The organism is Nonomuraea sp. NPDC049309, assembly GCF_043196965.1.
Lineage (GTDB): Bacteria > Actinomycetota > Actinomycetes > Streptosporangiales > Streptosporangiaceae > Nonomuraea > Nonomuraea fastidiosa.
Map to the genome: position 1 here is coordinate 133,112 of NZ_JBICSH010000002.1, position 23,683 is coordinate 156,794.

A 23,683-nucleotide genomic window follows, 5' to 3' on the forward strand; every position below is an offset into this window, starting at 1 on the left:
TCATCCACGGATCGGCACGTTCGTCGCTTCCGCCGAGAGCCTGAGCCCGTCCGGCACGCTCTCGACGCTGGTCACCTTCACGTCGAAGGGCAGCTTCCCCTTGAACGGGATCGTGTAGGAGACCATGCGGGCGACCTGGTCGGGCACACCCTCGATCTTCTCCGCCTGGACCCTGATGCCTCCGTCCGCCAGCTCGACCCGCACCTCGGCGTTGAACTTCACCTTCTGGACCCCCACCGTCACCTCGCCCGACGCGGTGAGCCTGTCGCCGTTGCCGCCGATCTTGACGCCCTGGGGTGCGAACTTGTCGATGGTCGCCCTGCTGATCGTGCCGGTGACGGCGACGCGCCCGGCCCTGATGTCGGGGCGGTTCTGCAGGATCCCGGCCAGCGGGGCCGTCACGTCGTACGCCGCCCCGTGCAGATTCCTGATCGGCACGCCGCCGTAGGTGAACGTGCCGAGATCGAACTCGACCTCGGGATAGCGGCCCGAGAACGCCTGAGTGAGAAAGGGGATGCCCTTAATGGTCACCGTGGGGGTGCCGGACAGGTCGGCGGAGGCGGCGATCCTGTTGGCGAGGTCGCGCTCGACCCCTGCGACCGCGACCCTGTCGGCGGCGACAAGGAGAATGATGAGCACGATCAGCGAAACGATCAGCTTGCGCATGGGGCTCCTTGTCGCGAGCGGGGGTCAAGAGCCTACCGATCCGATTTGACTCATTCCCTCGACGAGCACGCGTTCACGTGCGGATCAGCCGCCGGCGAAGGGCGGCAGCACCTCGACGGTCGCGCCGTCGGCGAGAATCACCTGATCGTGGGCGCGCTTGCCCACCGGAGAGCCGTCCACCAGGAAAGAGCAGCGGCGGACCACCCGCGCCAGTTCGGCACGATTCTGTGTGATTTTCGTCATGAGTTCACCAAGAGTGACCGCGTCGAACGGCTCTTCCGCGACGCCCGCGGCATCCTTGGCCGCCGCCCAATAACGTATCTTTCCTGTGGCCATGCCTTCCTCACAATCGGTTCAATCTAATTGTGCGCCGCCCTTAACGAGCTTGTTTCAGGAGACGCGCTGTTCACCTGTTGGACGCGCAATGGACGCGACTTACTCGTGGGATATCCTCACCTACAGGACTCGGGCGACGTAGCCCCCGGGTCCTTGTGTGTTTGAGGAGGCCGTAATGAGCAACCTGCTCCTGCTGACCAACGCCCTCGAGCCGTCCTCCGAGGTGCTTCCGGCGCTGGGGTTGCTGCTCCACTCGGTTCGCGTCGCGCCCGCCGAGGCCTCCGCGCTCATCGACACGCCGCCCGCGGACGCCGTTCTCGTGGACGCCCGCAAGGAGCTCGTGCAGGCCAAGAGCCTGTGCCGGCTGATCCGCACCACCGGCATCGACTGCCCGCTCCTGGTCATCGTCACCGAAGGCGGACTGGCAGCGATGACCGCCGAATGGGGCGTTGACGACGTGCTGCTCGACAGCGCGGGCCCGGCCGAGGTGGAGGCCCGGCTGCGCATGGCCACCGGCCGCATCTCGCAGCAGGCGGCCGAGGATGTGCCCGACGAGATCCGCAGCGGCGACCTGTCGATCGACGAGGCCACCTACACCGCGCGGCTGCGCGGACGCGTGCTCGACCTCACCTTCAAGGAGTTCGAGCTGCTGAAGTACCTCGCCCAGCACCCCGGCAGGGTCTTCACCCGCGCCCAGCTGCTGCAGGAGGTGTGGGGCTACGACTACTTCGGCGGCACCAGGACGGTCGACGTCCACGTGCGGCGGCTGCGCGCCAAGCTCGGCACCGAGTACGAGTCGCTGATCGGAACGGTCCGCAACGTCGGCTACCGCTTCGTGCCCGACCGCGCCGAGAACGACAAGGCCGAGTCGGCCAGCGTCTGATCGCCCGGGTCTGACTTTCCGGATCATCCCCGCAGATCCGGATTGACAGCGGCAGCACGCTGTCGTCAACTGATGTGACAGGTCGTCGCGCAGGCTGTTGCTGCCTGTCATGTCGGGGACACCGCCGTCCCATCCGGGGTGTGGTGTCACGGTGGGTCTGTTCGAAGCGCTGGTCGACGAGGGCGCCCGCCCGCACGTCTTCCACCGTAACGAGACGATGTGCTCGCCGTTGCGGCCCGCCCACTGCGTTTACCTGATCGACTACGGCTACGCCCGCGAGTACATCCCGGCCGGAGAGCGCGAGGTCGTCCACGACCTGCGCGGCGGCGGCGACCTCGTCGGCGAGCTGGCCTTCTGGAGCCCCGCCGACCGGGTCAAGGCGGACGCGCTCACCGAGGTCCGCGCCTGGCCCATCGACCTGCGCCGGCTGCGCGAGCAGGCCGCGGCGGCCCCCGCCGTGGCGACCGCGCTGGTGCAGGAGCTGTTCGCGCGCAACCTCGCCGCCCGCAGGCACGAGGCGCTGGCCCGCGCGCCGGTCGCCGCCCGGCTCGCCGTCTGGCTGCTGCATTTGGACGAGCGCTACGGGCTCGCGTCGGAGTCCGCGCCGCCGCTGTCCATGGAGACGCTGGCCGACCTGGTGGGCAGCTCGTCCGACGTGGTGCAGCGCCAGGTCAACCAATGGGTGCAGCGGCGCTGGCTGGTCAGGACCGGCTACCGCCGGCTGCACATCGCCGACCCGGTCGCGCTGCGGGCCGCCGCCGGCAGCTGGGAGCACCTGTCGGCGCCCTGGCGGGGGCGGGTGACGCCGTTCCTGACCCGGCCGGGCGGTCCCGAGCCGGGCAGCCAGATCCCCGTACGCGAAATGCCCAAGCCGCGCCAGCTCCCCGCCGACGTGCCCGACTTCACCGGCCGGCAGCAGAGCCTCGACCTGCTGACCGAATGGCTCGACCGGCCGCGGCGCCCCAACACGATGGTCGTGCAGGGCCTCCCTGGCGTCGGCAAGACCGCGCTGGTGACCCACTGGGCGCACCTGCACGCCGGCCGGTTCCCCGACGGGCAGATCTTCATCGACCTGCGCGGCCAGTCGCCGAGCCAGCCGCCGATGACCGTCGCCGAGGCGCTCGGGCAGATCCTGCGCTCGCTCGGCGTCGGCGAGCACATGCCGGCCTCGGACGAGGCCGAGCTGATGCTGCTGTATCGCAGCAGGATCGCCGGGCGGCGGCTGCTGCTCGTCCTCGACAACGCCGCCGACGCCGCCCAGGTGCGCGCGCTGCTGCCGGGCAGCAAGGACTGCGTGGTGCTGGTGACCAGCAGGACGCGGATGGCGCCGCTGCGCGCCACCGGCCACGCCGACCTGCTGGATCTGCAGGTGCTCGACCCGGGCAACGCGGTGGCGCTGCTGGTCGCCGTGCTGGGCGAGGACTCGCCGCAGGCGGCCGACAGGGACGCGCTGGCCGAGCTGGCGCGAGTGTGCTTCTACCACCCGTTCGCGCTGCGGATCTCGGCCGCCAAACTCGCCGAGAACCCCGGGCTGAGCGTGCGCGGGCGGGTCGAGGAGCTGCGCAAACCCGACCGGCTGCTGGTGGGCGACCCCGAGGAGGCGTTCAGGTCGGCGCTCGACCTCGCGTACGAGTCGCTGAGCCCGGCGCAGCGGCGGGCCTTCCGCCACGTGGGGCTGCTGCCGGGGCGCGACTTCACGCCCGAGGTGCTGGCGGCGGCGCTCGGCGTGCCGGTGGACGAGGCGGTCGCCGCGCTGGCCGGGCTGCACCGTGCGTACCTGGTCGAGCCGCTGCCCGGATCGCGCTACCGGGTGCACGACCTGGTCAAGCGGCTGGCGCGGGAGCTGGGCAGGCACGCCGAGGCCGGCGTGCGCGAGGCCAGGGCGCGGCTGCTCGACCACTACCTGGCGGTGGCCTCCGACCCGGACACGCCCGCCGAGTGGTTCGAGGCCGAGCGGCGCTCGCTGGTCTCCGCCGTGCGGTTGGCCGGGGAGAGCGGCGCGCACGGCATGGCCTGGCGGCTGGCGGCCGCGGTGTTCGAGCCGTTCAGGCGGCTGCGTTACTACGAGAACAACCTGGAGGTCCAGCAGGGCGGGCTGGCCTCGGCCATGCAGGTGAGCAACCGCGCGGCCATCGCGCTCATGCGCGGCAACCTCGGCTCGATCCACCGCGACATCGGGCCGTCCACGCTCGCGGCCAGGTTCATCGGCGAGGCCCTGGCCGACCACGTCGCGCTGGGCGACCGCGAGGGCCAGGCGCGGGCGCTCAACGACCTGGCCGAGGTGCACGGCATCGCCGGCAACAGCGAACAGGCGCTGCGCCACGCCGCCGAGGCGCTCGCCCTGTACATGGAGATCGGCGACCGGTCGGGGGTGGCGAAATGCCTGCACACGCTCTCCCGGCTGCACCTGTCGCAGGAGCGCTACGAGCTGGCGCTGCAGTACGCGGGCCAGGCCCTCGACGTACGCGAAGAGCTGGGCGACCGGCGCGGCACCGCGCAGAGCCTGATCATCCTGGCCACCGTGCAGCGCAACCTGGACGAGCCGAACGCCGCGCTGTCGGAGGGCCTGGAGGCGCTGTCGATCTGCCACGACTTGGGCGACGAGCACGCCGAGGCCGAGACGCTGCTCTGCCTCGCCGAGATCTACGACCTGCTGCGGCTGCCGCACGACGCCAGGCGCGACGCCGAACGCGCGCTCGCCGGCTACACGGCGACCGGCGACCAGTACGGCTGCGGCCGCACCCTGTGCGCGCTCGGCCGCATCGCGCGCAACGGCTCGCGCTACGACGAGGCGCTGTCCTACTACGAGCAGGCCCTGACCGTGCAGAACGAGCTGCACCACGAGCAGGGCAGGGCCGAGACGCTCGGCGAGATCGGGCTCGTCCACTGGCGGCTCGCCGACTACCGGCGCGCCGACGACTACCTCAACCAGGCGCTGGCCATCAGCAGGATGATCAGGGACGAGCCGGTCGAGGCGCGCATGCTCAACCGTCTCGCGCGGGTGCGGCGGCGGCAGGGCAAGCCGCAGGTGGCGTTCACGTACGCGCTGGAGGCCCTCGACATCGTGCAGGGCAAGAACATCCGGCGGGCCGAGGCCGACGTGCAGGAGACGCTCGCCTACACGTACCTGTCGCTGGGGTTGCACCGGTACGCGCTGCGCGCGGCCGAGTCGGCGCTGGCGATCAGGGAAGAGCTGCGCGACAACCGGGCGAGCGCGCTGCTGTCGGTGGCGCAGGCGCTGCACGCCGCCGGACGGCCCGCCGCGGCGCTCGACCCCGCGCGGGAGGCCGTCGAGCTGCAGCACGAGAGCGGCACGCGCGACCGCTGGGCGGCGGCCCTGACCACGCTCGCCATGATCCTGCTCGACCTCGACCGGGCCGAAGAGGCGCTGCCGTACGCGCGCCAGGCCAGGGACGTGCACCAGGAGTGCGGCACGCGGCGCGACCTCGGGTGCGCGGCGCGGGCGCTCGGCCTCATCGCCGCCCGGATGGGGCGGCAGGAGGAGGCGGTCAGGTACCTGAAGGAGGCCGTGCACACGCTCGAAGAGGTCGGCGACCTGGTGGAGGCGCACCGCGCCGCCGAGGAGCTCCGGCTGCACGCCTGACCCCTCGGCCCAGCACCACCTGCGCCCCGCCCACCCGGGTGACCTCGCACCCCCGCTCGCAGCGCCCCCCGCTTGCAGCACCTCACACCTTCGCGGCCCCCACGACCGCCGCGACCGCGCGCGGGTCTCCGCTCTCGCCTCCGCATCGCGCGCTGCGCCACGCGCCCCCGTGCTTTCGCCTTCCGCGCCACGCGTCTCCGCACCTCACCGGCACCATCGCGGGCGTTGGGCGAGGAGGCGTGGACGCGAGGCGCCTCACAGGTAGGAAAGCGCGCGAAGTGCGGCGCAAGGCACGGGGCGCAAGACGCAAAAGCGCGAGGCGCGCCGTGGGGTGCGAGGGGCGGGGCGCGGAGTGCCACGCAAGGCACGGGGCGCAAGACGCAAAGGCGCGAGGCGCGGGGTGCGAGGGGCGGGGTGCGAGGGGCGGGGTGGGCAGGGGGTGTGGGGGGCGGGTGGAAGTTGTGGGGGTTCTGACGGGAGGTGGCATGGCTTCGGTGCGGGCGAAGTCCGGCTTTGGACGGGAATCGCTCCGGCTTCAACCCGAAATACCGACAAAAGTCGGAAAATCGCCGTACTAAGGTCGCAGATCTTCCTCTGAGCTTGTCGTTACCTGGACTCACCGGCCGAATCGACGACACGGAGGTGATCCGGATGCTCAAGAACCATCTGCGGCGCGACCTTCAGTGGCTCAAGCGACAGGCGCGTAAGGACCGGCGGATCACCGTCGCGATGCTCGCCGGGCTGCTCGCGGCCTGGACGTACCAGCTCTCCGGCGGGCCGGGCGCGTCGCCGTCGCCGCTGCTGCTCGCGCTCTCGGCCGCGCTGATCTTGGGGTCGGGGGGCGCGTGGCTCGTCTCGGCGTACTTCGTCACGAGGACGCTGCGGGCGCGCCGGGAGCCGGCCGAGGAGCTGCGCTGGGTCGCGCGGATCAGGCTGGGCAAGGAGTGGGCGTTCGCCTCGCTCAGCGCGTACGTGGCCTGGCACCTGCTCCACTTCGTCATCGGCCTGGTGATGAGGTGAGCGGGGCGAGCTCCAGGCGGTCGACCCTGATCGCCGAGCCGGTGTGGACGTACTGGACGATCTCCGCCGCCGGCAGCTCGGCCAGGCCGACGTCGGCGTCCGCGTGGGCGTCGCACCAGGCGACGATCTCCTCGGCGTTCGTCAGGGGCGCGGCGAAGTGGACGAGGCTGATGTACCAGCGGTCGCGGACCCGTCCGTGCTCCAGGTCGCGCACGCCCCGCGACGCAAGGTTCGCGGCGAAGCGCTTGTGCAGCGTCTCCAGCGTCTCGTCCACGGGGTGCGCGCCCACCAGGACGCCGCCCCGGTGCGGCGCGACGCCCGCGAGGTAGACCCAGGCGGGCGGCAGCCCGTCGGCGGCCTCGGCCAGCGCCTCGCCGTACGCGCGACGCAGCGGGTCGTCCTGCGGGATCACGCTCCGGTACGGCTCCAGCGACCTGAGCGTGACGTGCAGGGCGGGGCCGCCGTGCACCCAGTGACCGGGGGCATGCACGGTGGCCGCCAGCTCCGTCAGCCGCTGGACGACCTCACCCGAGGGCCGCAGCACGGCCGCCGCGCCCCAGCGCTGCCGCCCCTCCGTCATGGGCACGTCATGGGTGGCCTCGCCGGCCAGCAGAGCGGCCCTCCCCCGCTCCCGGAACTCCGCGAAATCGGACATCCGCCCAGTATGCCAACGTACGGGGCGATAGAGCCGGGTGTAACCGGGTAGCGGCAGGTCGCGGTGAGGGGAGGGTGAGAGATGACGGGGGATCTGGTCGTTCCTGACGCCGCCCTCGGCGTGGTGGTCTTCGTCCACGGCAGCGGCAGCAGCCGGCACAGCCCGCGCAACCGGTACGTGGCCGGGGCGCTCAACGAGGGCGGCCTCGGCACGCTGCTGTTCGACCTGCTGACTCCGGAGGAGGAGTTCGACCGGGCGAACGTGTTCGACATCGAGCTGCTGGCGGGGCGGCTGCTCGAGCGTACGGCGCGGGTGCGCGAGCAACCGGAGACGGCGGGGCTGCCGATCGGCTACTTCGGCGCGAGCACGGGAGCGGCGGCGGCGCTGTGGGCGGCGGCCGAGCCGGGCAACGAGGTCGCCGCGATCGTCTCGCGCGGCGGGCGTCCCGACCTGGCCGGCGACCGGCTCGCCGCGGTGCGCGCCCCGACGCTGCTCATCGTGGGCGGCCGGGATCCGGTGGTGGTGGCGCTGAACAAGGAGGCGCAGCGGCGGCTGCGCGCCGAGAACCGGATCGTGGTGGTGCCGGGGGCCACGCACCTGTTCGAGGAGCCGGGCGCGCTGGACGCGGTGGCCGATCATGCACGCGAGTGGTTCGTCACGCACTTTCGCGCTGTTCGGCCCGCCAGCAAATGAAAGATTTCCGGCGTTCAATCGCAAACACCAGCAGAAGCCGCGTTGGTTCGTTGAAGTAGATCGTTGTTTATGCGAACGTCAGGGACGGATCACTTCCCGACCTGACGAACGGTTACAGACGTGTCCCTGCTGGAGATCGACGGTCTCATCTGGGAGGCCCACGGAGTCCGGCGACGCCTGTCACCCGATCCGCTGAAGCTCAACGAGAACAAGGCGGCGGTCGTGGTGGCCCGCGACTCCGAGGAAGGCGAGGCGTTCACCGACGTCCTGCTCGGGCTGGCAGAGCCGGTCGCCGGCCGGATCCTTCTCGACGGCGAGGACATCACCGGCATGCCCACGGCCGAACGCGAGATCGGGCTGGTGCCCGCGGGCGGCGGCCTGCTGCCGCACCTGACGATCAGGCGCAACCTGGAGCTGGCCGCACAGGCGCGCAGGGAGCTCGCGCCGCTGTCGCACGGCCGTGTCGGCTTCGTCAGCAAGAGGCTGCACATCGACGGCCGCATGGACGACAAACCACACCAGCTCGGCCACGAAGACCGGCTGACGGTCGCGCTCGCGCGGGTCCTGTGCCGGCCGGTGACGACGAAAGTGGTGGTGATCGAGGACCGTACGGGGGTCGAGCCGTGCCACGGAGCGGTCAACCGGGCACTCAGTGAAGATCACCGGCTGACCGTGCTCATCGTCACCGACGACCGCACGCGGGTGGCCAGCCTCGCCTCGTCATCGGACTTGCTGGAGATCACCGATGCCGATCAGTCGTAGGGCGTTCCTGCTGGCCGTGCCGGCCGTGGCCGCCGCGGGCTGCGCCGGCCAGCCGCCGCTGCGGGTCGCGGTGGTGTGGAGCGGCGACGAGTTACAGCGCTTCCTGCGCGTGGTGGACGCCTACGTCGCCCATTCCCGCCGGCCGGTGAGCGTCTACTCGGCCGGCGACAACATCAGCGCGCTGCTGCGCGGCCCCGCCGAGAACGTCATCCCCGACGTGGCCGTCATCCCCCGGCTCGGCCTGCTGTTCGACCCCGTCGTGCGCCCGCGCATCCAGCCCAGGGAGTTCGGGCACGTCCAGCCGGAGTTCTGGCGGCGGCTGGTGACCCCCGAGGAGGGCGGGCCCGAGCTGGGCGCCTGGTTCAAGCTCGCCTACAAGTCGCTCGTCTGGCACCGCAAAGGCGAGCGGCACGCCCCCGCGAGCCTGACCGCCTGGCATCCCCGGCCAGGAACGGTGGCCATCGGCGCGGCCGACGGGTGGGTGCTCAGCGACTGGTTCGAGAACGTCCTGCTCTCCATGGCCCCCGAGGTGTACGACGGCCTCTTCGCCTCGGCGACGCGCGGCGATCCCGACTGGTGGGCGAGGCGCGAGGTGTCCGACGCGCTGGAGACGCTGGCCTCGCTCTGGCGCGAGGCGTTCACCCCCGAGCAGGGCAGGCGCGCGCTGACCCTGCAGTTCCACGACTCGATACTCGACGTCTTCCGCTACCGCACCGCCGACGTCGTGGCCGCGCCCGACTTCGCGCTCCCCGTCATCCAGCGCTACGCCGGCCTCGACGTGGCCGGCCACTTCCGCTTCCCCGGCGACGCGGGCGGGCCGCCGCCCCTGGTGGTCGGCGGTGACGTCGCGGTGGCGATGAAGCGGGGCGGGCGCGACGCGCTCGACTTCGTGGAGTGGCTGACCAGACCGCGCGGTAACACGCGCGACGCGCTGACCGAATGGGTGGACGAGGGCGGCTTCCTGACCCCGTACCGCGACCCGACGCAGCCGCTGCTGCGCGAGCCCGCGCTGGCACTGCGGCGCAGCGAAGGCCTGCGCTACGACCTGTCCGACCGGCTGATCGGCCGCCTGGAGGGCGGCGACGGGCGCGGGCTGTGGCGGGTGCTCACCGAGCTGTTCAGCGACGTCGCCGCGGGCACGGCCACGCCGCGGAGCGCGGCCCTGGACGCGCGCGAGAAGATCCTGACCGGCCTCGCGAAGGGCTCGGCCCGATGAGTCCGTATGAGGTGACCGCGTGATGACCGACGAAGGCAACGCCGTCCAGTGCGAGGTGAACGCACGATGAGCGTGAGCGACAACGCCGGGCCTGACGCCTTCCTGTTCGAGGTGGCCCCGCACCCCGACGCCGGGGTGCCGGTGAAACCGCAGGGCATCAGCCGCTGGCGTGCGGTGCTCTACCTGCTGCTCGCGGTGCTGCTGTCGGCCGGCGTGATCCTGATCCCGCTGATCGCGACCGTGCTCATCAGCTTCTCCCGGCCCGGCGCGTGGCAGGAGGTGCTGACCGACGCGGGCGCCTGGCAGGCGATCGGCAACATGCTCATCTGGTGGCTGCTCGTCGTGGTGGTGTGCGCGGTCGGGCTCGGCCTGGCCTGGCTGGCCAGGAACGCGGGCCCCGCGCTCGGCCTGGTCATGCGGATCATCCTGGTGCTGCCCGCCGTCGTGTCACCGCTCACCACGGGCGCGGTCTTCCGGCTGCTGTACGACACCAGCCACGAGCGCGGCGTGGCCGCCGCCCTGCTCGGCCAGGACATCGCCTTCCTCGGGCCCGGCTGGATCTGGCTGGTGCTCGGCTCGGCCTTCGTCTGGCAGTACGCCGGGGTCGCGTTCCTCGTCTTCCACCAGGCCCTGAGCAGGCTGCCGGCGAACCTGCTGCGGGTGGCCAGGGCCTTCGGCGTGAACCGGTGGGGACGGCTGTGGACCGTGGCGCTGCCCACGCTGGCCCGCCCGGCCTCGCTCGCGTACCTGTTCGCGCTCGTCTTCGCGGCCCGCGTGTTCGACCTGGTGCTCATGGGCGCGCCGGGCTCGATGCAGGCGCTGGTCGAAGGCGGCGGCCTCTACTGGTGGCGGCACAACGACGACCTGGGCTACGCCGGGGCCGCCGCGCTCGCCGTGCTGATGTCCCTGCTGGTCGCCGCGCTCGCCGCGCCCGCGCTGTTCGGCCTGCGCGGGCGGGTGACCTGGGGCGACTCCGCTCCTTCCCGGCGTCCGTCCGCCCACCGGGCCCGGTGGCTCTGGCCGCTCGGCGGCGCGGTGTCGGTGCTGTGGCTGCTGCCGTTCGCGGCGCTGCTCATCACCTCGCTGCGCGACCCGGTCGCGGCGGCGCAGACCGGGTGGTGGAACGGCGAGCCGTGGACGCTCGGCTCGTACACGGAGGCGCTGACCGACAGCGCGTTCACCGGCGCGCTCGGCACCACGTTCGTGCGGGCCGTCACCGTGGTCGCCGTGGTGCTGCTGGCCGCGGTGCCGGCGGCGTACGTGCTGGCGCACGAGCACCTGCTGCCCCGCCGCACCTGGCAGATGGTGCTGCTGGTCGCGGTGGCGCTGGCGGTGCTGCCGCCGCAGGCGTTCGCGGTGCCGCTGCAGCAGGTGCTGAGCCCGATCGGCACGGTGCCGGTGCTGACCGTGGTGCACGCGGCGCTGGTGCTGCCGCTCGCGGTGGTGGTGCTGCACAACGCGTTCGTCCGGGTGCCCGCGCCGATGCTCGCGCGGGACCGGTGGGAGCTGTTCCACTACGTCCGCGAGGCCCGCCCCGCCGTGGTGCTGGCCGGGGTGGTGGTGTTCGTCCTGGTCTGGAACGACGCGGTCGTCGGCCTGCTGCTCAACTGGCCGTCCGGCGACCATCTGCCGCTGATCCTGCTGGAGCAGGCCCGCCACTTCATGAGCGCGGTGAGCCCGCTGGCGGCCCAGGCGGTGCTGGCCACGGTGGTGCCGGTGCTGGTCGTCGCGGTGACCGCGCGCCTGCTCTACCAGGGGCTCACGCGAGGAGTGCGGCGATGACGGAGCTTTCGCGCTGGGACCGCTTCAGCGCCTGGACCGCGCGGGTCCGCAGGAAGGCCGCCGCGCATCGGGCCGAGCTGGGCGTCGGCGGAGCCCTGACGGTGAGCGGCACGATCCTGATCCTCCAGGAAGAGCTGATCAAACAGCTTCTCGGCGGGCTGCCGACCGGGGTGCTGATCGCGCTGATGGCCGTGTCCGTGGTCGTGCTGCCGGTCGCGGCCGGGGCGATCAAGGGCCGGATGCGCCGCAGCCGCATCGACCCGTCGCAGCAGGAGGACTCCCTGGTCCCCGAGCCGGTGGAGGAGCTGGTGGGCCGGGACGCGGATCTGGAGCGGCTCACGAGGCTGGCGGCGACGAGAAGCATCCTCGGCGTGCACGGCAGCGTCGGGATCGGCACGTCCGCCGTCGCCGTCAGGGCCGCGTGGGACCTGGCGGAGAAGGGAAGCGAGCCGCTCTACGCCGACCTGCGCGGCGCCGACAAGGACCGCCCGGAGACTCCGTTCAGCGTGGCCCAGCGCGTGCTGCGCATCCTCGGCCTCAAGCCCGGCGAGATCCAGGAGGCGTCCGACGCCACCGAGAAGGTGGCCAACGCGCTCAAGGGCACGCATCGCGTCCTGCTGCTGGACAACGTCAGCTCGTACGCCCAGATCGCCTGGCTGCCGCAGCGGGTGCCGGAGGCGTACATCATCGTCGCGGGGACGCTCGCGGGCATTCCGTCCGATGCGCCCGTCGCGTACATCGAGCTCGAACCGCTGGACGAGCGGGCCAGGCAGGCCCTGCTGGCCAGGCACATCCGCGACGAGCGGGCCCGCCGCGAGCCGCAGGCGCTGGAAGTGCTCGCCAATGCCTGCATGGGTCACCCGCGCGAGCTGGTCAGGGTCGGCTCCTGGCTGGCCCGCAACCGCCGCATATCCCTGCAGACCATCGTGAACGACTTGCAGGGGCTGGACATCGCGGAGACTCTCGATTTCGTGCTCAAGCGCAGCTTCGACCAGCTCAAGCCCACGGCCAAGCAGGTGTTCGCGCTGCTGGCCGAGCTCCCGATCGCCGAGCTGGACTGCGAGGCCGTCGCGGCGCTGCTCGGCGTGCCGTCCGCCGACGACGCGATAGACGAGCTGATCGACATGGGCCTCGTGGAGCAGGTGCGGCGCAAGCGCGTACGGGTGCTGAGGACGTTCCGCGACAGCGGCGTGGCCGAGGCGGCGGGGCGCTCGCCGAGCCAGGTGGCGGCGTGGCGGCGGCTGGTGGAGCACTTCGCCGGGCACGCCGCCGAGAACGCCCGGCGGCTGCCCGACGCCCAGGACGCCAAGGACTGGTTCGCGGTGGAGGACCAGGTGCTGCAGCAGGTGCTGGAGTCCAGGACGCCGGACCCTGAGACCGCCGGCGCGCTGGCCACGATCGGGGACGCTCTGGACACCTGGTACCGCTTCGAAGGACGCCATCAGGACCGGCTGGAGACGGCGCAGCTCCTGGCCGAGGCCGCCGAGACGCTCGGAGACGAGCAGCTGCAGGCGACGGCGGAGCTGCGCCAGTGCTCGCTGCTGCTCGCGGTCGGCAAGGTGCGCGAGGCGCAGCAGCACTTCAACAAGGCGGCGCAGCTGCACGGCGGGGCCGAGCAGGGGCCCGCGGAGCAGCATCTGGCGTACGCGACGCTGCTGCTGGCGGAGGGCGACGACTACCAGACCGTCGAGTCCAGGCTCGTCCAGTACGGCCAGGCGCTGGGCCGCAGCGACGTCCTGGGGCAGGCCGTCCGGCTGACCAACGTGGCCGCGCTGCTCATGCGCAAGGGACAGACGCGGGTCATGCCGGGCGTGCCGGGTGCCGAGCAGCCCGAGGACGACGGCGACGCCCAGGAGCCGGTCGATCGCGAGGCCGAGCAGGCCGCCCGCGAGGAGGCCGCCGCCGAGGCGCGGCGGCTGTACATCAACGCCAGGATCGTGCTGTACCAGGCGCTCAACCTGGCGCAGCAGGCCCGCGACGAGGGGACGCAGGCGCACGCCCACGAGCTGCTCGGTCTCGCCCACCACTTCCTCGGCCAGCGCCACGACGCCGAGCAGCACCTGCTGGAGGCCGAGGCGCTCTACGGGAAGTCGGACGAGAACCCGCTCATCGGTGAGAGACGCGACCGGAAGGTGGACAGGACCGGGCTCGGGCGCTGCAAGGTGCACCGGGCCGGGTTCCTGCTGGAGGACCCGAAGCACAAACCGGCCGAGGTGGCGGCGCTGCTCGCGGAGGCGCTGAAGGATCTGCCGCCGACCGGGGTGAGCAGGGCGCTGGCGCATCTGCACCTGAGCAGGTTGCAGCCGGAGCAGGCGGGCGAACACCGCGAGAAGGGGGTGCAGGCCCTGGCGCCGTGGCAGGGGGCCGCGGAGCCCCAGCAGGTCAAGGTGCTGCGCGAGCTGCTCGAACCCAGGGAGGCCGCGGAGGGCCCGTGACCGGGCGGCACCGGCCGGGGCCCGGCCGGTGCCGCCCGGTCACGGCTCACGAAGTCCTCCGACGACGCGCTCGCCCCTTGCCGGTGACCGGCCCGGCGGCGACGGCCTTACGACCGGCCGTGGATCGTGTGCCTGACGCGGGACATGACGGTCAGACCGGCACCGTTGCCAGCGTCCTGCCGTCGAAGGTCTGGATGGTGAAGTGGTTGATGTCGTCCTGGGGCAGGCTGGTGGCGCCGTGCAGGAGCAGCGGGTCGGGCGCGCCGGGCACGCCGTACCCCTTCTCCGGGACGCCCCAGCTCGCCACCACCTCGGAGCGGCCGTCGTCGCCCACCGCCATGAGCCGGCACTGCAGCGGCCCCTTGACGCCCTTCAGCTCCAGCGCGACGTGGGTGCCCCAGCCCTTGTCCTCCAGGCCGACGACCCCGGACACGCCGGTGGCCGGGTCGGTGACGGAGTACGTCTTGCCGGTCATGAGCAGCGCGCGGGCCGGGCTGTGGATGCTGTCGGGATCGGGGCCGCTGCCCACCGTGGCGTTGAAACCGAGATAGACGCCGGCCGCGACGAGCACGCAGGCGGCGGCCGTCATGAACGCGCGGTGCAGGCTCCTGCGGCGCCGCTCGGCGGCGGCGCGGCGGACGAGGAGCGATTCGACCTGCGGGTCCGGCGGCTGCGGCAGCAGGTCGTCCGGATGGACCCCCCTGATGAGCTCCCCCATGGCGGCGAACGAGTCCACCTCGGCAGAACAGATCCGGCAGCCGAGCAGATGGCGTTCGAAGGCGTCCCGCTCGTCCCCTTCGAGCAGGCCCAGCGCGTACGCGGCCACGTCCTCGTGATGTACCTCAGTCATGGCGCCACCCCCCTGTCATCGTGACGCACCTTTGTCACGGCAGCGTCACCCCCCTTTCCTCCAGCGCGACCCGTAAGGCGCGCATGGCGTAGTACACGCGGGACTTCACCGTGCCGACGGGCACGCCGATCGTCTCCGCCGCCTCCTGGAGCGAGCGGTCCAGGAGGAACGTCTCGGTGAGGACCTGCCGGTGCGCCGGGGAGAGCGACATCATCGCGTCGGTGATCACGATCTCTCTCAGCAGCCGCTCGTCCTCGGCGGCCACGGGCTGGGCGCGATCGGAGATGTCCTCGACGGTGTCGAGGGGGCGGGCGTTGTTGCGGCGCCGGTCGTCGATGACGACGCGCCGGGCGACGGTCGCGAGCCAGGGCATCAGCGAACCGGATTCCGTACGCAGATCGTGGAGGTTGCGCCAGGCCCGTACGAGCGTCTCCTGGACGACGTCCTCGGCCCAGCGGCGATCGCCGCCCGTCAGCCTGATGGCGAACGCCATGAGGGGGGCGCCGTATTCGCGATAGAGGGCTCGGACCATGGCCTCGTCCGTTACGCGGTGATTCACCACGGGCGGGCTCCTAGCGCTGCGGATATCATGAAATACCGCACTCGGTACGCCGATATTGGGAAATATCACTCTAGCGACGGAGCGGCGCCCAGGTCAGGTAAATTGCAAACCTCGCCGCATAACTAGATTAATCCGCTAAATCGTGCTTCAGTCCCCTGGAGAGGGGATTATGATCATTCGCTTGACGATCCGCGATCCAGCGGCCGGCACCGCCGCCGACGTCGAGGTGACGGCGGAGCCCGAGACCCCCATCGGCTCACTGCTGCGGGCGCTGCCCTTCCCCATCAACGGCCGGCCCTGCTACGTGGGCAGCGGCAAGCTCGACCCCGACGCCACCGTCGCCGACAGCCCGCTCGTGCCCGGGGCCACGATCAGCGTCGGCGAGCCCGAGCGTACGCAGCCGTGGCGGCCCCTGTCGGCGGCGGGCGCGATCCGCGTCTTCGCCGGCCCCGACGCCGGACGGGTGGTCTGGCTGACCCCGGGCAGCCACCTGATCGGCCGCGAGCACGCCGACATCGACCTGCCGCGCGACGCCAAGGTGTCCGGGCGGCACGCCCGCATCGACGTCTCGTGGACCGGCGAGGCCACGGTCGTCGATCTCGGCTCGCGCCACGGCACCCGGGTGGACGAGGTGGACGTGCGCGGCCCGGTCGCGCTGCGCCCCGACGGGGTGCTCCAGGTGGGCGACGACCGGCTGCGCTGGGCGCCGCTGCCGCCCGCCAGGCTGCGCACCACCCGGGCCAGGGACGGCCGCGTCGACTTCGACCGGGCCTTCTCCCCCGCCCCCGCCGTGCCGGCCGCGCGCATCACGATGCCGCGCGACGACGTGCCGCAGCGCAATACCGCGGTGGCGCTGCTTTCCTCGCTGCTGCCGCTGCCGATTTCCGTCGCGATGGCGATCCTGTTACAGAGCCCGTATTTTCTGCTGTTCGGAATTCTCACGCCGATCACGTTCTTCGCCACGCAGTGGGTGGAGGGGCGGCAGCGCAGAAAGAAAGAGCGCGAGTTCGACCAGCGCAAACGCCACACGATGGAGCTGATCAGGCGGCACGTCATACGCGAGCAGTGGCTGCGCCACGTGGTCGCCCCCGACGAGGTGGACCTGACGTTCGCCGCCACCCACGAGGGCCCCGGGCTGTGGCCGCGCAACGCCGACTCCCCCGACGGGCTGACGCTGCGCGTGGGGGTGGCCGACGAGCCCGCCACGATCGCGTTCGACGGCGAGCCGTGGCCGGGCTTCGTCCCGCCGGTGCTGCGCGGCGTACCGGTGACGGTGGACCTGCGGGAGATCGGCGTGCTGGGGGTGATCGGCCCGCCCGATCCGGTGGACGCGCTGCTGCGCTGGCTGCTGGTCCAGCTCGGCACGTTGCGCGCGCCCGACGAGCTGCGCGTGGTGCTGATCACCGCGTCCGGCGGCGAGCATTTGGCCTGGGCGCGCTGGCTGCCGCACCTCAACGTGGACGGCCCCGTGCCCTGCCTGGTGGGCAACACCCCGCAGACCAGGGCGGAACGCGTCGAAGAGCTGAAGGACCTGGTCACCGAGCGGCTCAAGGCGAGGGAGCGCCGCTTCGCCGAGGAGGTCGTCGTGATCCTCGACGGCGCGCGGGCGCTGCGCGACATCCCCGGCATGAAGGAGGTGCTGCGGCAGGGCCCGTCGGTCGGCGTGTACGTCATCTGCGCCGACCAGCGCAGCCTGAACGAGTGCCGCGGCGTCTGCGAGCTGGACGGCACCGGCATGCTGCTGACCAGGGCCCGCCGCGGCCTGCCGGTGCCGGTGCAGCCCGAGGGGCTCGGTATGCGGTCGGCCGAGCGCATCGCCCGCGCGGTGGCCCCCATGCGCGACCGGCTCACGCTGGCCAGGGCGGACAGCGCCGTCCCCGCCTCCGTACGCCTGCTCGACGTCCTGGGCCTGCCGCACCTCACCGCCCGCGACGTGCTCGCGCGCTGGGCCGCCGCGCCCGGCCCCACGACCGAGGTGTGCATCGGCGCCGACGGCTCCGGCCCGGTCACGGTGGACCTCGCCGCCGACGGGCCGCACGCGATGCTCGGCGGCGCGACCGGCGCGGGCAAGAGCATCCTGCTGCAGACCCTGGTCACCGCGCTGCTGCTGGCCAACCGGCCGGACGAGCTGAACCTGGTGCTGGTCGACTTCAAGGGCGGCGGCGCGTTCCTGCCGTTCGAGCGCTGCCCGCACGTGGTGGGGCTGATCCGCTCGACCGGCGACACGGCCGCCGACGTGTTCGACGAGAGCGCGGCGCGGCGGGTGCTCGCCTCCGTACGCGCGGAGGTCCGCCGCAGGGAGTCCGTCCTGGCGCGGTACGGCGGCGAGATCGACGCCTACTGGCGGGCGGGCGGCCGGCTGCCCCGGCTGGTGATGGTGTTCGACGAGTTCGCCCGCGTGCTGGAGACCTCGCCGGACTTCCTGCGCGAGCTGGTGAACGTGGCCGCCAAGGGCCGCTCCCTGGGCATGCACCTGGTGCTGGCCACGCAGTCGCTGCAGGGCAAGCTCTCGCCCGAGCTGAAGAACAACATCGCGCTGCGGATCACACTGCGCCAGAACGAGCCGTCCGACAGCGTCGAGGTGCTGGGCGTGCCCGACGCGGCGGGCATCCCGTCGCGGCTGCGCGGGCGGGGAATGATCATGCGGGTGGGCGGCGAGCAGCGCACACCACAGCTCTTCCAGACCGGCTACCTCGGCGATCCGCCGCCCAGCGGCCCGCCGCCGGCGACCGCGCGGCTGCTGCCGTGGCCCGCCGTGGGGCTGCCCCGGCCGGAGGTCAGGCAGGCGCCGCGCGCCGGGCGTACCGATCAGGACCTCGCGATCGAGGCGGTGGCCGAGGCGGCGCGCGGGCTGCGGGCCGAGCCGCCGTTCCGCCCGCTGCTGCCGCCGCTGCCCGCCGCCCTCCACTCCGACGTCCTCGACGGCTTCCCCGGGGTGCCGTACGGGCTGGCCGACGACCCGCACCACCAGGCGCAGCCCGCGGCGGCGCTGGACCTGGGCGGGACGGAGCGGCTGATGGTGGCCGGCGGGCCGCAGTCGGGCCGCACGACGTTCTGCCGCACGCTGATCTCCAGCCTGGCCGCCCGCTGCTCGCCCGACTACGTGTGGCTGTACGTGATCGAGCACCGGCCCGGGGGCCTCGCCGCCTACGCGGACCTGCCGCACTGCGGCGCCGTCGCCGGAGGAGACGAACCGGACCGGATCCGGCGCATCGTGACCTGGCTGGCGGCCGAGGTGGAGCGGCGCCGCACGGCGCGCACACCGGACGATCCCGCGATCGTGCTGGTGATCGACGGCTGGGAGTACTTCGAGAACCGCGGCGACCCCGACTTCTTCGAGACGCCGCTGCTGGCCACGCTGCGCGGCATCGTGGCGGGCGGCCCGCCGGTGGGCGTGCACACGGTGGCGGCGGGCGGGCACGACATGCTGCGCGGCAAGACGCCCGACCTGTTCTCGCGGCGGCTGCTGCTGCCGTTCCCGCGCGAGGAGACGCGGCGGGCGTACCTGTCGCCGTCCATGGTCTCGCCACCGATGCTGCCGGGGCGGGCCATCGAGGCGTCGTCGGGCCTGCACGTGCAGATCTGCCTGCCGCCCGACCGCATCCCGGCCCGGCACGGCCGTTCCTCTGCGCGCGCCTTCCCTCCGCTGCCCGCGCACGTCGCTCCCGGCGACCTCCCGGGGACGGCCGTCGGCGTGGGCGGTCCGGACGTGACGCCCGTCGAGCTGGACCTGTTCGGCGCCGGGCCGCACCTCGTGCTGGTGTCGGGCCCGCCTGGGTCGGGGCGCAGCACGGCGGCGCTGGCGATCGCGTCGATGCTGCTCGGCCAGGGCATCCCGGTGCTGGCCCTCGCCCCGCCCCGCTCACCGCTCGTCCGGCTGCCCGGGGCCAGAGCGCTCACCGGCACCACGTTCGCGGACGCCGACCTGCGCGAGGCGGTGGCGGGACTCGACCGGTACGCCGTCGTCGCCGACGACCTCGACCAGCTCACGATCACGGCCGCGGAGCAGGGCTTCGACACGCTGCCCACGCTGCTGCAGGACATCCTCGCCCCCTCCGAGCTGGGCCGCCGCGCGCTGGTGCTCGCCGGTGACGCGACCCCGCTGCTCGAAGGCCACCGGCGCTCCCTGGCGGGCGAGGTGACGGAGATGCTGCGCTCGGGCGTACGGATCCTGCTGACGCCCGCGAACCGGGTGCAGGCCCGCGAGCACGGGATCTCGCTGGAGCCCGACCAGTTCTTCACCGGGCCGTCCGGCCGTGGCTACCTGGCCGTGGCCCGCCGCGTGGAGCTCGTCCAGCTCACCGCGTTCCCGCACCCGTGACACCCTTTTCCCGGCACAATCCGGAAACGCAGATTTTTCCACGACATTCTGTCCGGGCGAGTGATTTTTTGTTATCAAGGGGGAAGCGAAGGGAATCATACCGTCGCCCCCGCTGTTTCCCCGATCCGCCCGGTAAGGAGTGCCATGAACAACGCCCCTGCCCAGCAGATTCAGCAGGACCGTGAACCCGCCGGCACGATCACCGTCCGCCGCCTGACCAGGGCCGAAACCCCCCGGGTCATGCACCCCAGCCACGGCAACTCCAACTGACCGTCCAGGCCGTTCAAAATTTTCAGCCGTACGACGAACGCCTATTGATGCGGCATTGGACGGTGGTGCCTCGATCGCCTCACCTGAAGCTCGAATCTTGCGGCGATGATGAGCAGGACTTCGGCCAGCAGATTCGGGGCCAGTTCACCGAAAGACCGGTCCGGGCTGTTCAGCCATTCGACGAGTGATCCCACCGCGATGGACACGAGCAGAAAGTACGTGAGCACTCCGACGAGCCGGCTGGACAGCACGCGGGTCACGGCCGCCACCGTACGGACGACGACGTGCGGGAGAGGCTGCCTGAGGTTGAAGTCGAGAATCTCCTCGATGGCCTGCCAGATGCACGCATAGGTCCTCGTGGACAGATATCTCCCCGACGCTTCGTACCTGAACCCGGACGGAGATGAGACCGCTGTGGCGACATCCAGCATCTTCCGCTGGATTGCGAATCCGTTGAACCTCGTCAGGGGAAAGAGCTTGGCGCACGACTGGACCAAGTAGATCTGCCAGGGTATGCGCACGTAATCCTGTTCACCGTACCGGGTGTACTCGTGGTTCGCCTCTGAGTGACCGTCGAATGCCGGGGCAAGCGCCGAGAAAAGCTCCTTCCAGACAGATTGCAGCTGTTTTCGCTCGATCTCGCGGTCGTAGGTGGCGAGCACCAGCAGTACGAAACAGCGGATGTAGGTATTGTCGCCGTTGACCAGATAGTCGCGAAGGTAGCGCCAATCCTCACTTCTGGTCGGCAGGTTGTTCGCGGCCAGGCAACGTACCGCGTGCGCGGTGGCGAGCGGGTCCGGCTCGCCGCCTTCGTTGCCCACCGCGTATCCCGCCGGATCGGTCCGCGCGTCATCAACCGCCTTGCGCACCATGTTCAGCGCCTCGGACCGCAGTGCGATCGCCGGGCTCACGTAAGAGAGCGCGAAGCCGACATCCGCCATCCGGAACACGTCGCTCTTCTGCAGCCGGATTCTTCTCCCGACCAGGTCGCGATAGACGGTCGGGCTCACAGTGGCCTTCTCCACCTGGATTCGGTTGACCACGTAATAGATCAGCTTGGCCACCTGCTCCTGCGCCACCGGATCCGTGGTGGTGTGGCGGGCCAGCATGTGGATCGTCGCCGCGGTGCCGTAAAGACCTCGTTGATCGAAGTCAGGGTGATCGAGGTACTGACCTGAGGCGAGGGCGTTGCCGGGCAGTCTCCCTGCCTCCTGTCGTAACCGCAGCTCGATACGCCGCTTCATCTCCGACTGAGCGGTCATGAGAATCTGACGCGTCAGCACCTACATCATCCCTGACCCGCGCGTTCGCGCGCCTCATTCAGTTGTGCCGTTCTTCTACAGGTGCGCCAAAACCGCCTCCATGGCGTGTCTGGCGTCGGGGATGAGATCCAAGTCGAGGATCTCGTCCTTTTCGAACCATCCGTACTTCTCGATGAAGTCTTCTTCGTCGTTTCCGCTCATGTCCACGTTGTCATCGGAGGTCGTGCAGAGCCGCGCAACGGCGACGACGGTAGGCGTCTTGTGATCCTCGAGGCGCCACCACCAGAGAGCCAGTGGACGTCCGGGGAGCACGTCCAGGCCCACCTCCTCACGGACTTCGCGGACGAGCGCTTCATCGGGGTTTTCACCGCTTTTCAAACGCCCCCCTGGAAGCTCCCACCGCCCGGGTTGATAGGGGTCGTCGTCGCTTTTCTTGATCAGCAGCAATCGGCCCTTCCACTCGATCACTGCTTTCTGCGCGAACTGCACGCACATCCGATCCTCCCGACATCGTTCCGCGGACTCGCCGTCTTGAGACCTTCCAGGAAATGGAGTCTTCTGAGGTGTACCGCCTCTGCTTCCGGATCTCGGGACGCCGCCAGCTCGGCACGCATCCGACGATCACGAATGAGTGCCTCATGCTCTTCTTCCGCACTGATGACAGTGGGCGCGGTGACGCATTCGGGCAGGTAGCCGAACGCGGACATGACCTCGTAATCGATGCTCTCGACAGCCATCAGCAGAGCAGCGTCAGAAGATCTTTTATATGCGGATGCGCGATCGCGTTGAATCGGCCGGTTGAGATTGTTCCACAGCTCGGAGATCGATGCAGCCATATGCGCTTCTTCACCAAGATAGAAATCGAGAGCGGCCGGTGACCACGAGACCCCTAATCTCGTACACAACGGATTGAGAGTATTTTCCGGATCTGCCACGAGATCTTCGTAACGTATGGTCAGCCAGCCATTCTCACCGATCACGCCGCGCGCCTCCAACGCGGCCTTCTGATCGGATAACCAGCGCAAGGCGATCGCTTGAGGATCCTTCGGACCGATGGGTGCCCTGGAGAACGAAAGGGCGACATCGCGCGGGTCGCGGACAAGGTGTACGTAGAGTACGGGCAGCTCGGTAGCGACGAGCTGATCAATGAAGTGAACATTTTCCAAACACTTGCTCACCCAGATTTGCTTCCCCAGATATCGGGCATGCCCGTCGTAGAAGGCCAAAAAGGCATGGGCGAGCGACGATCCCCGCATCTCCTCCAGAACGATGCGGGTTCGATCTCCGACAGAGGGCCACGGGAGAGCGTTCAACTCGACGAGCTCGGCCATGTCGGCGATCAAGCGCTCCATGTTCAGTGGCTCACCGTACCGGGGCAGCAGTCCTTGGAAGTCCCGTAACTTGTGCGCCGAGGGCGGGGCGAAGACGCCGGGCAGAGACCCCAAGAGCAGACGGAGCAAGTTGGAGCCGGAACGCTGGGTCCCCACAATCTGCACCCGCTTCATTTCGGACACCTTCGCGCTTGCGGCAGAGCCTCGCGGAGAATGTGAGCGGCCGTCTCGGGGAGCAGAGGGTTGAGGTAGACGCCCAGACCCAGCTCCATGCCTCCTGGCCGCTTGAGCGTCGTCTCGTCCTTGTGCAGCGGCACGAGTTCCACTCGCAGGTGGTGGGACGCGTCGCCTTTCGGCGCCTGCATCACATTGATCAGGTAAGGCGGCATCTCACCGCCGTACGTCGACCGGCATAACCGCAGACCGGTGTGCAAGCAGCCGGCCACCGCCGTGAGCTCATCCGAACGCAATGACGTGAGGTCCGGCCGATGCGATAGGGGGAAGATGATCATCTCGAACGGCAGTCTTGACCACGGCGGCACCTGGATGAAGGCGTGCTCGGACGCCATCACCGCGAGGTCTTGGCGCGTGACGCAGTCACAGATGGCGCACGACGCGCCGGCCTGCCCGAGCGTCAGCCTCCTTGGGACGAAGGGCAGCCCGACAAGCTGCCCGTGCGGATGGGCCACCGTGGGCCCGAAGTGGTCTCCTACGGATTCGAAGGCGAAGACGGCCTTCACCGAGGGGCGCTCGAAGAGACAGGACGTTGCGCGAGCGATCGACTCCAGGAAAGCCCGGGTGACCGCGAGGGGCAGGTCGGCCAGCCGCTCCGCATGGGAGTCGCCGTAGACGATCACCCAGTGCAGCCGCTCCCCAGCAGACGGGCCCGACCCCACCGTGCCGATCATGGGGTGCTTACTCGGCACGAGCCGGACGCCGCTCCCGATCCACTCTCCGTCTGTGCCAGCGCAGAAAGGACACACATTATTCGACTTTTCGTGTGCCCGAATGTCGGCCTGAGGGGCCAGATTCCGC

At 70.8% G+C, this 23,683-nt stretch carries 19 protein-coding genes; 10 read left to right on the top strand and 9 right to left on the bottom strand.

The annotated features are described in order from the left end of the window. Together ACGFIM_RS14390 and ACGFIM_RS14395 are read right to left on the bottom strand one after the other, a co-directional pair. Nucleotides 1-666, bottom strand: a complete 666-nt coding sequence (locus ACGFIM_RS14390; RefSeq protein ID WP_393200051.1) for a DUF2993 domain-containing protein — start codon at nt 664-666, stop codon at nt 1-3. An 84-nt stretch (nt 667-750) separates the two neighbouring features. Continuing rightward, nucleotides 751-1,002: a MoaD/ThiS family protein gene (locus tag ACGFIM_RS14395; RefSeq protein WP_393200053.1), complete on the bottom strand. Its 252-nt coding sequence runs from the start codon at nt 1,000-1,002 to the stop codon at nt 751-753. A 175-nt stretch (nt 1,003-1,177) separates the two neighbouring features. On the opposite strand from ACGFIM_RS14395, the gene ACGFIM_RS14400 reads away from it, so the two are divergent. From ACGFIM_RS14400 to ACGFIM_RS14410, 3 genes are all read left to right on the top strand, one after another. After that, entirely contained in the window at nt 1,178-1,885 is a 708-nt protein-coding gene (locus tag ACGFIM_RS14400) for a response regulator transcription factor (protein WP_393200055.1), read from the top strand. 151 nt (nt 1,886-2,036) lie between these two features. Further along, nucleotides 2,037-5,489, top strand: coding sequence for a tetratricopeptide repeat protein (locus ACGFIM_RS14405; RefSeq protein ID WP_393200057.1), 3,453 nt, complete (start codon nt 2,037-2,039; stop codon nt 5,487-5,489). A 651-nt stretch (nt 5,490-6,140) separates the two neighbouring features. Continuing rightward, on the top strand, nt 6,141-6,509 hold the full coding sequence (locus ACGFIM_RS14410) for a hypothetical protein (protein WP_393200059.1): 369 nt from the start codon (nt 6,141-6,143) through the stop codon (nt 6,507-6,509). Here ACGFIM_RS14410 and ACGFIM_RS14415 read toward each other — a convergent pair. Further along, a complete protein-coding gene (locus ACGFIM_RS14415; protein ID WP_393200061.1) occupies nt 6,487-7,164 on the bottom strand; it encodes a hypothetical protein in 678 nt (225 codons plus the stop codon). The genes ACGFIM_RS14410 and ACGFIM_RS14415 overlap by 23 nt on opposite strands. 81 nt (nt 7,165-7,245) lie before the next feature. Between ACGFIM_RS14415 and ACGFIM_RS14420 the strand changes: the two genes are divergently transcribed. The 5 genes from ACGFIM_RS14420 (at nt 7,246) to ACGFIM_RS14440 (ending at nt 14,052) form a co-directional block, all read left to right on the top strand. After that, on the top strand, nt 7,246-7,857 hold the full coding sequence (locus ACGFIM_RS14420; protein ID WP_393200063.1) for a dienelactone hydrolase family protein: 612 nt from the start codon (nt 7,246-7,248) through the stop codon (nt 7,855-7,857). 120 nt (nt 7,858-7,977) lie between these two features. Then, nucleotides 7,978-8,619 (top strand): ATP-binding cassette domain-containing protein, encoded by a 642-nt coding sequence (locus ACGFIM_RS14425; RefSeq protein WP_393200065.1) that lies wholly within the window; start codon nt 7,978-7,980, stop codon nt 8,617-8,619. After that, a complete protein-coding gene (locus tag ACGFIM_RS14430) occupies nt 8,603-9,835 on the top strand; it encodes a hypothetical protein (protein ID WP_393200067.1) in 1,233 nt (410 codons plus the stop codon). The genes ACGFIM_RS14425 and ACGFIM_RS14430 overlap by 17 nt, the downstream gene beginning before the upstream one ends. Before the next feature lie 66 nt (nt 9,836-9,901). Beyond that, nucleotides 9,902-11,617 (top strand): ABC transporter permease subunit, encoded by a 1,716-nt coding sequence (locus tag ACGFIM_RS14435; RefSeq protein ID WP_393200069.1) that lies wholly within the window; start codon nt 9,902-9,904, stop codon nt 11,615-11,617. Next, the gene (locus ACGFIM_RS14440; RefSeq protein WP_393200071.1) at nt 11,614-14,052 is read left to right on the top strand and encodes a hypothetical protein; all 2,439 of its coding nucleotides are present in this window, start codon (nt 11,614-11,616) and stop codon (nt 14,050-14,052) included. The genes ACGFIM_RS14435 and ACGFIM_RS14440 overlap by 4 nt, the downstream gene beginning before the upstream one ends. Nucleotides 14,053-14,203: 151 nt before the next feature. Here the strand turns inward: ACGFIM_RS14440 and ACGFIM_RS14445 are convergent, their stop codons facing one another. Both ACGFIM_RS14445 and ACGFIM_RS14450 read right to left on the bottom strand, forming a co-directional pair. Further along, nucleotides 14,204-14,902 (bottom strand): zf-HC2 domain-containing protein, encoded by a 699-nt coding sequence (locus tag ACGFIM_RS14445; protein ID WP_393200073.1) that lies wholly within the window; start codon nt 14,900-14,902, stop codon nt 14,204-14,206. A gap of 34 nt (nt 14,903-14,936) precedes the next feature. Beyond that, on the bottom strand, nt 14,937-15,434 hold the full coding sequence (locus ACGFIM_RS14450; protein WP_393202552.1) for a sigma-70 family RNA polymerase sigma factor: 498 nt from the start codon (nt 15,432-15,434) through the stop codon (nt 14,937-14,939). A 211-nt stretch (nt 15,435-15,645) separates the two neighbouring features. Here ACGFIM_RS14450 and ACGFIM_RS14455 point away from each other — a divergent pair, with 211 nt between their 5' ends. Both ACGFIM_RS14455 and ACGFIM_RS14460 read left to right on the top strand, forming a co-directional pair. Beyond that, nucleotides 15,646-19,785, top strand: coding sequence for an FtsK/SpoIIIE domain-containing protein (locus ACGFIM_RS14455; RefSeq protein WP_393200075.1), 4,140 nt, complete (start codon nt 15,646-15,648; stop codon nt 19,783-19,785). Nucleotides 19,786-19,929: 144 nt separating this feature from the next. After that, a complete protein-coding gene (locus ACGFIM_RS14460; RefSeq protein ID WP_393200077.1) occupies nt 19,930-20,055 on the top strand; it encodes a hypothetical protein in 126 nt (41 codons plus the stop codon). 41 nt (nt 20,056-20,096) lie between these two features. On the opposite strand, the gene ACGFIM_RS14465 is transcribed toward ACGFIM_RS14460, so the two are convergent. From ACGFIM_RS14465 to ACGFIM_RS14480, 4 genes are read right to left on the bottom strand one after another with little or no spacing between them, the layout of a single operon-like run. After that, nucleotides 20,097-21,338, bottom strand: coding sequence for a hypothetical protein (locus ACGFIM_RS14465; protein WP_393200079.1), 1,242 nt, complete (start codon nt 21,336-21,338; stop codon nt 20,097-20,099). Nucleotides 21,339-21,392: 54 nt separating this feature from the next. After that, nucleotides 21,393-21,806, bottom strand: coding sequence for an NUDIX domain-containing protein (locus ACGFIM_RS14470; RefSeq protein ID WP_393200081.1), 414 nt, complete (start codon nt 21,804-21,806; stop codon nt 21,393-21,395). Then, complete coding sequence (locus ACGFIM_RS14475) at nt 21,782-22,822, bottom strand: sulfotransferase family protein (RefSeq protein ID WP_393200083.1); 1,041 nt, start codon at nt 22,820-22,822, stop codon at nt 21,782-21,784. The genes ACGFIM_RS14470 and ACGFIM_RS14475 overlap by 25 nt, the downstream gene beginning before the upstream one ends. Further along, entirely contained in the window at nt 22,819-23,556 is a 738-nt protein-coding gene (locus tag ACGFIM_RS14480) for a hypothetical protein (RefSeq protein WP_393200085.1), read from the bottom strand. Before ACGFIM_RS14480 ends, ACGFIM_RS14475 begins: the two co-directional genes overlap by 4 nt. Between the last annotated feature and the right edge of the window lie 127 nt (nt 23,557-23,683).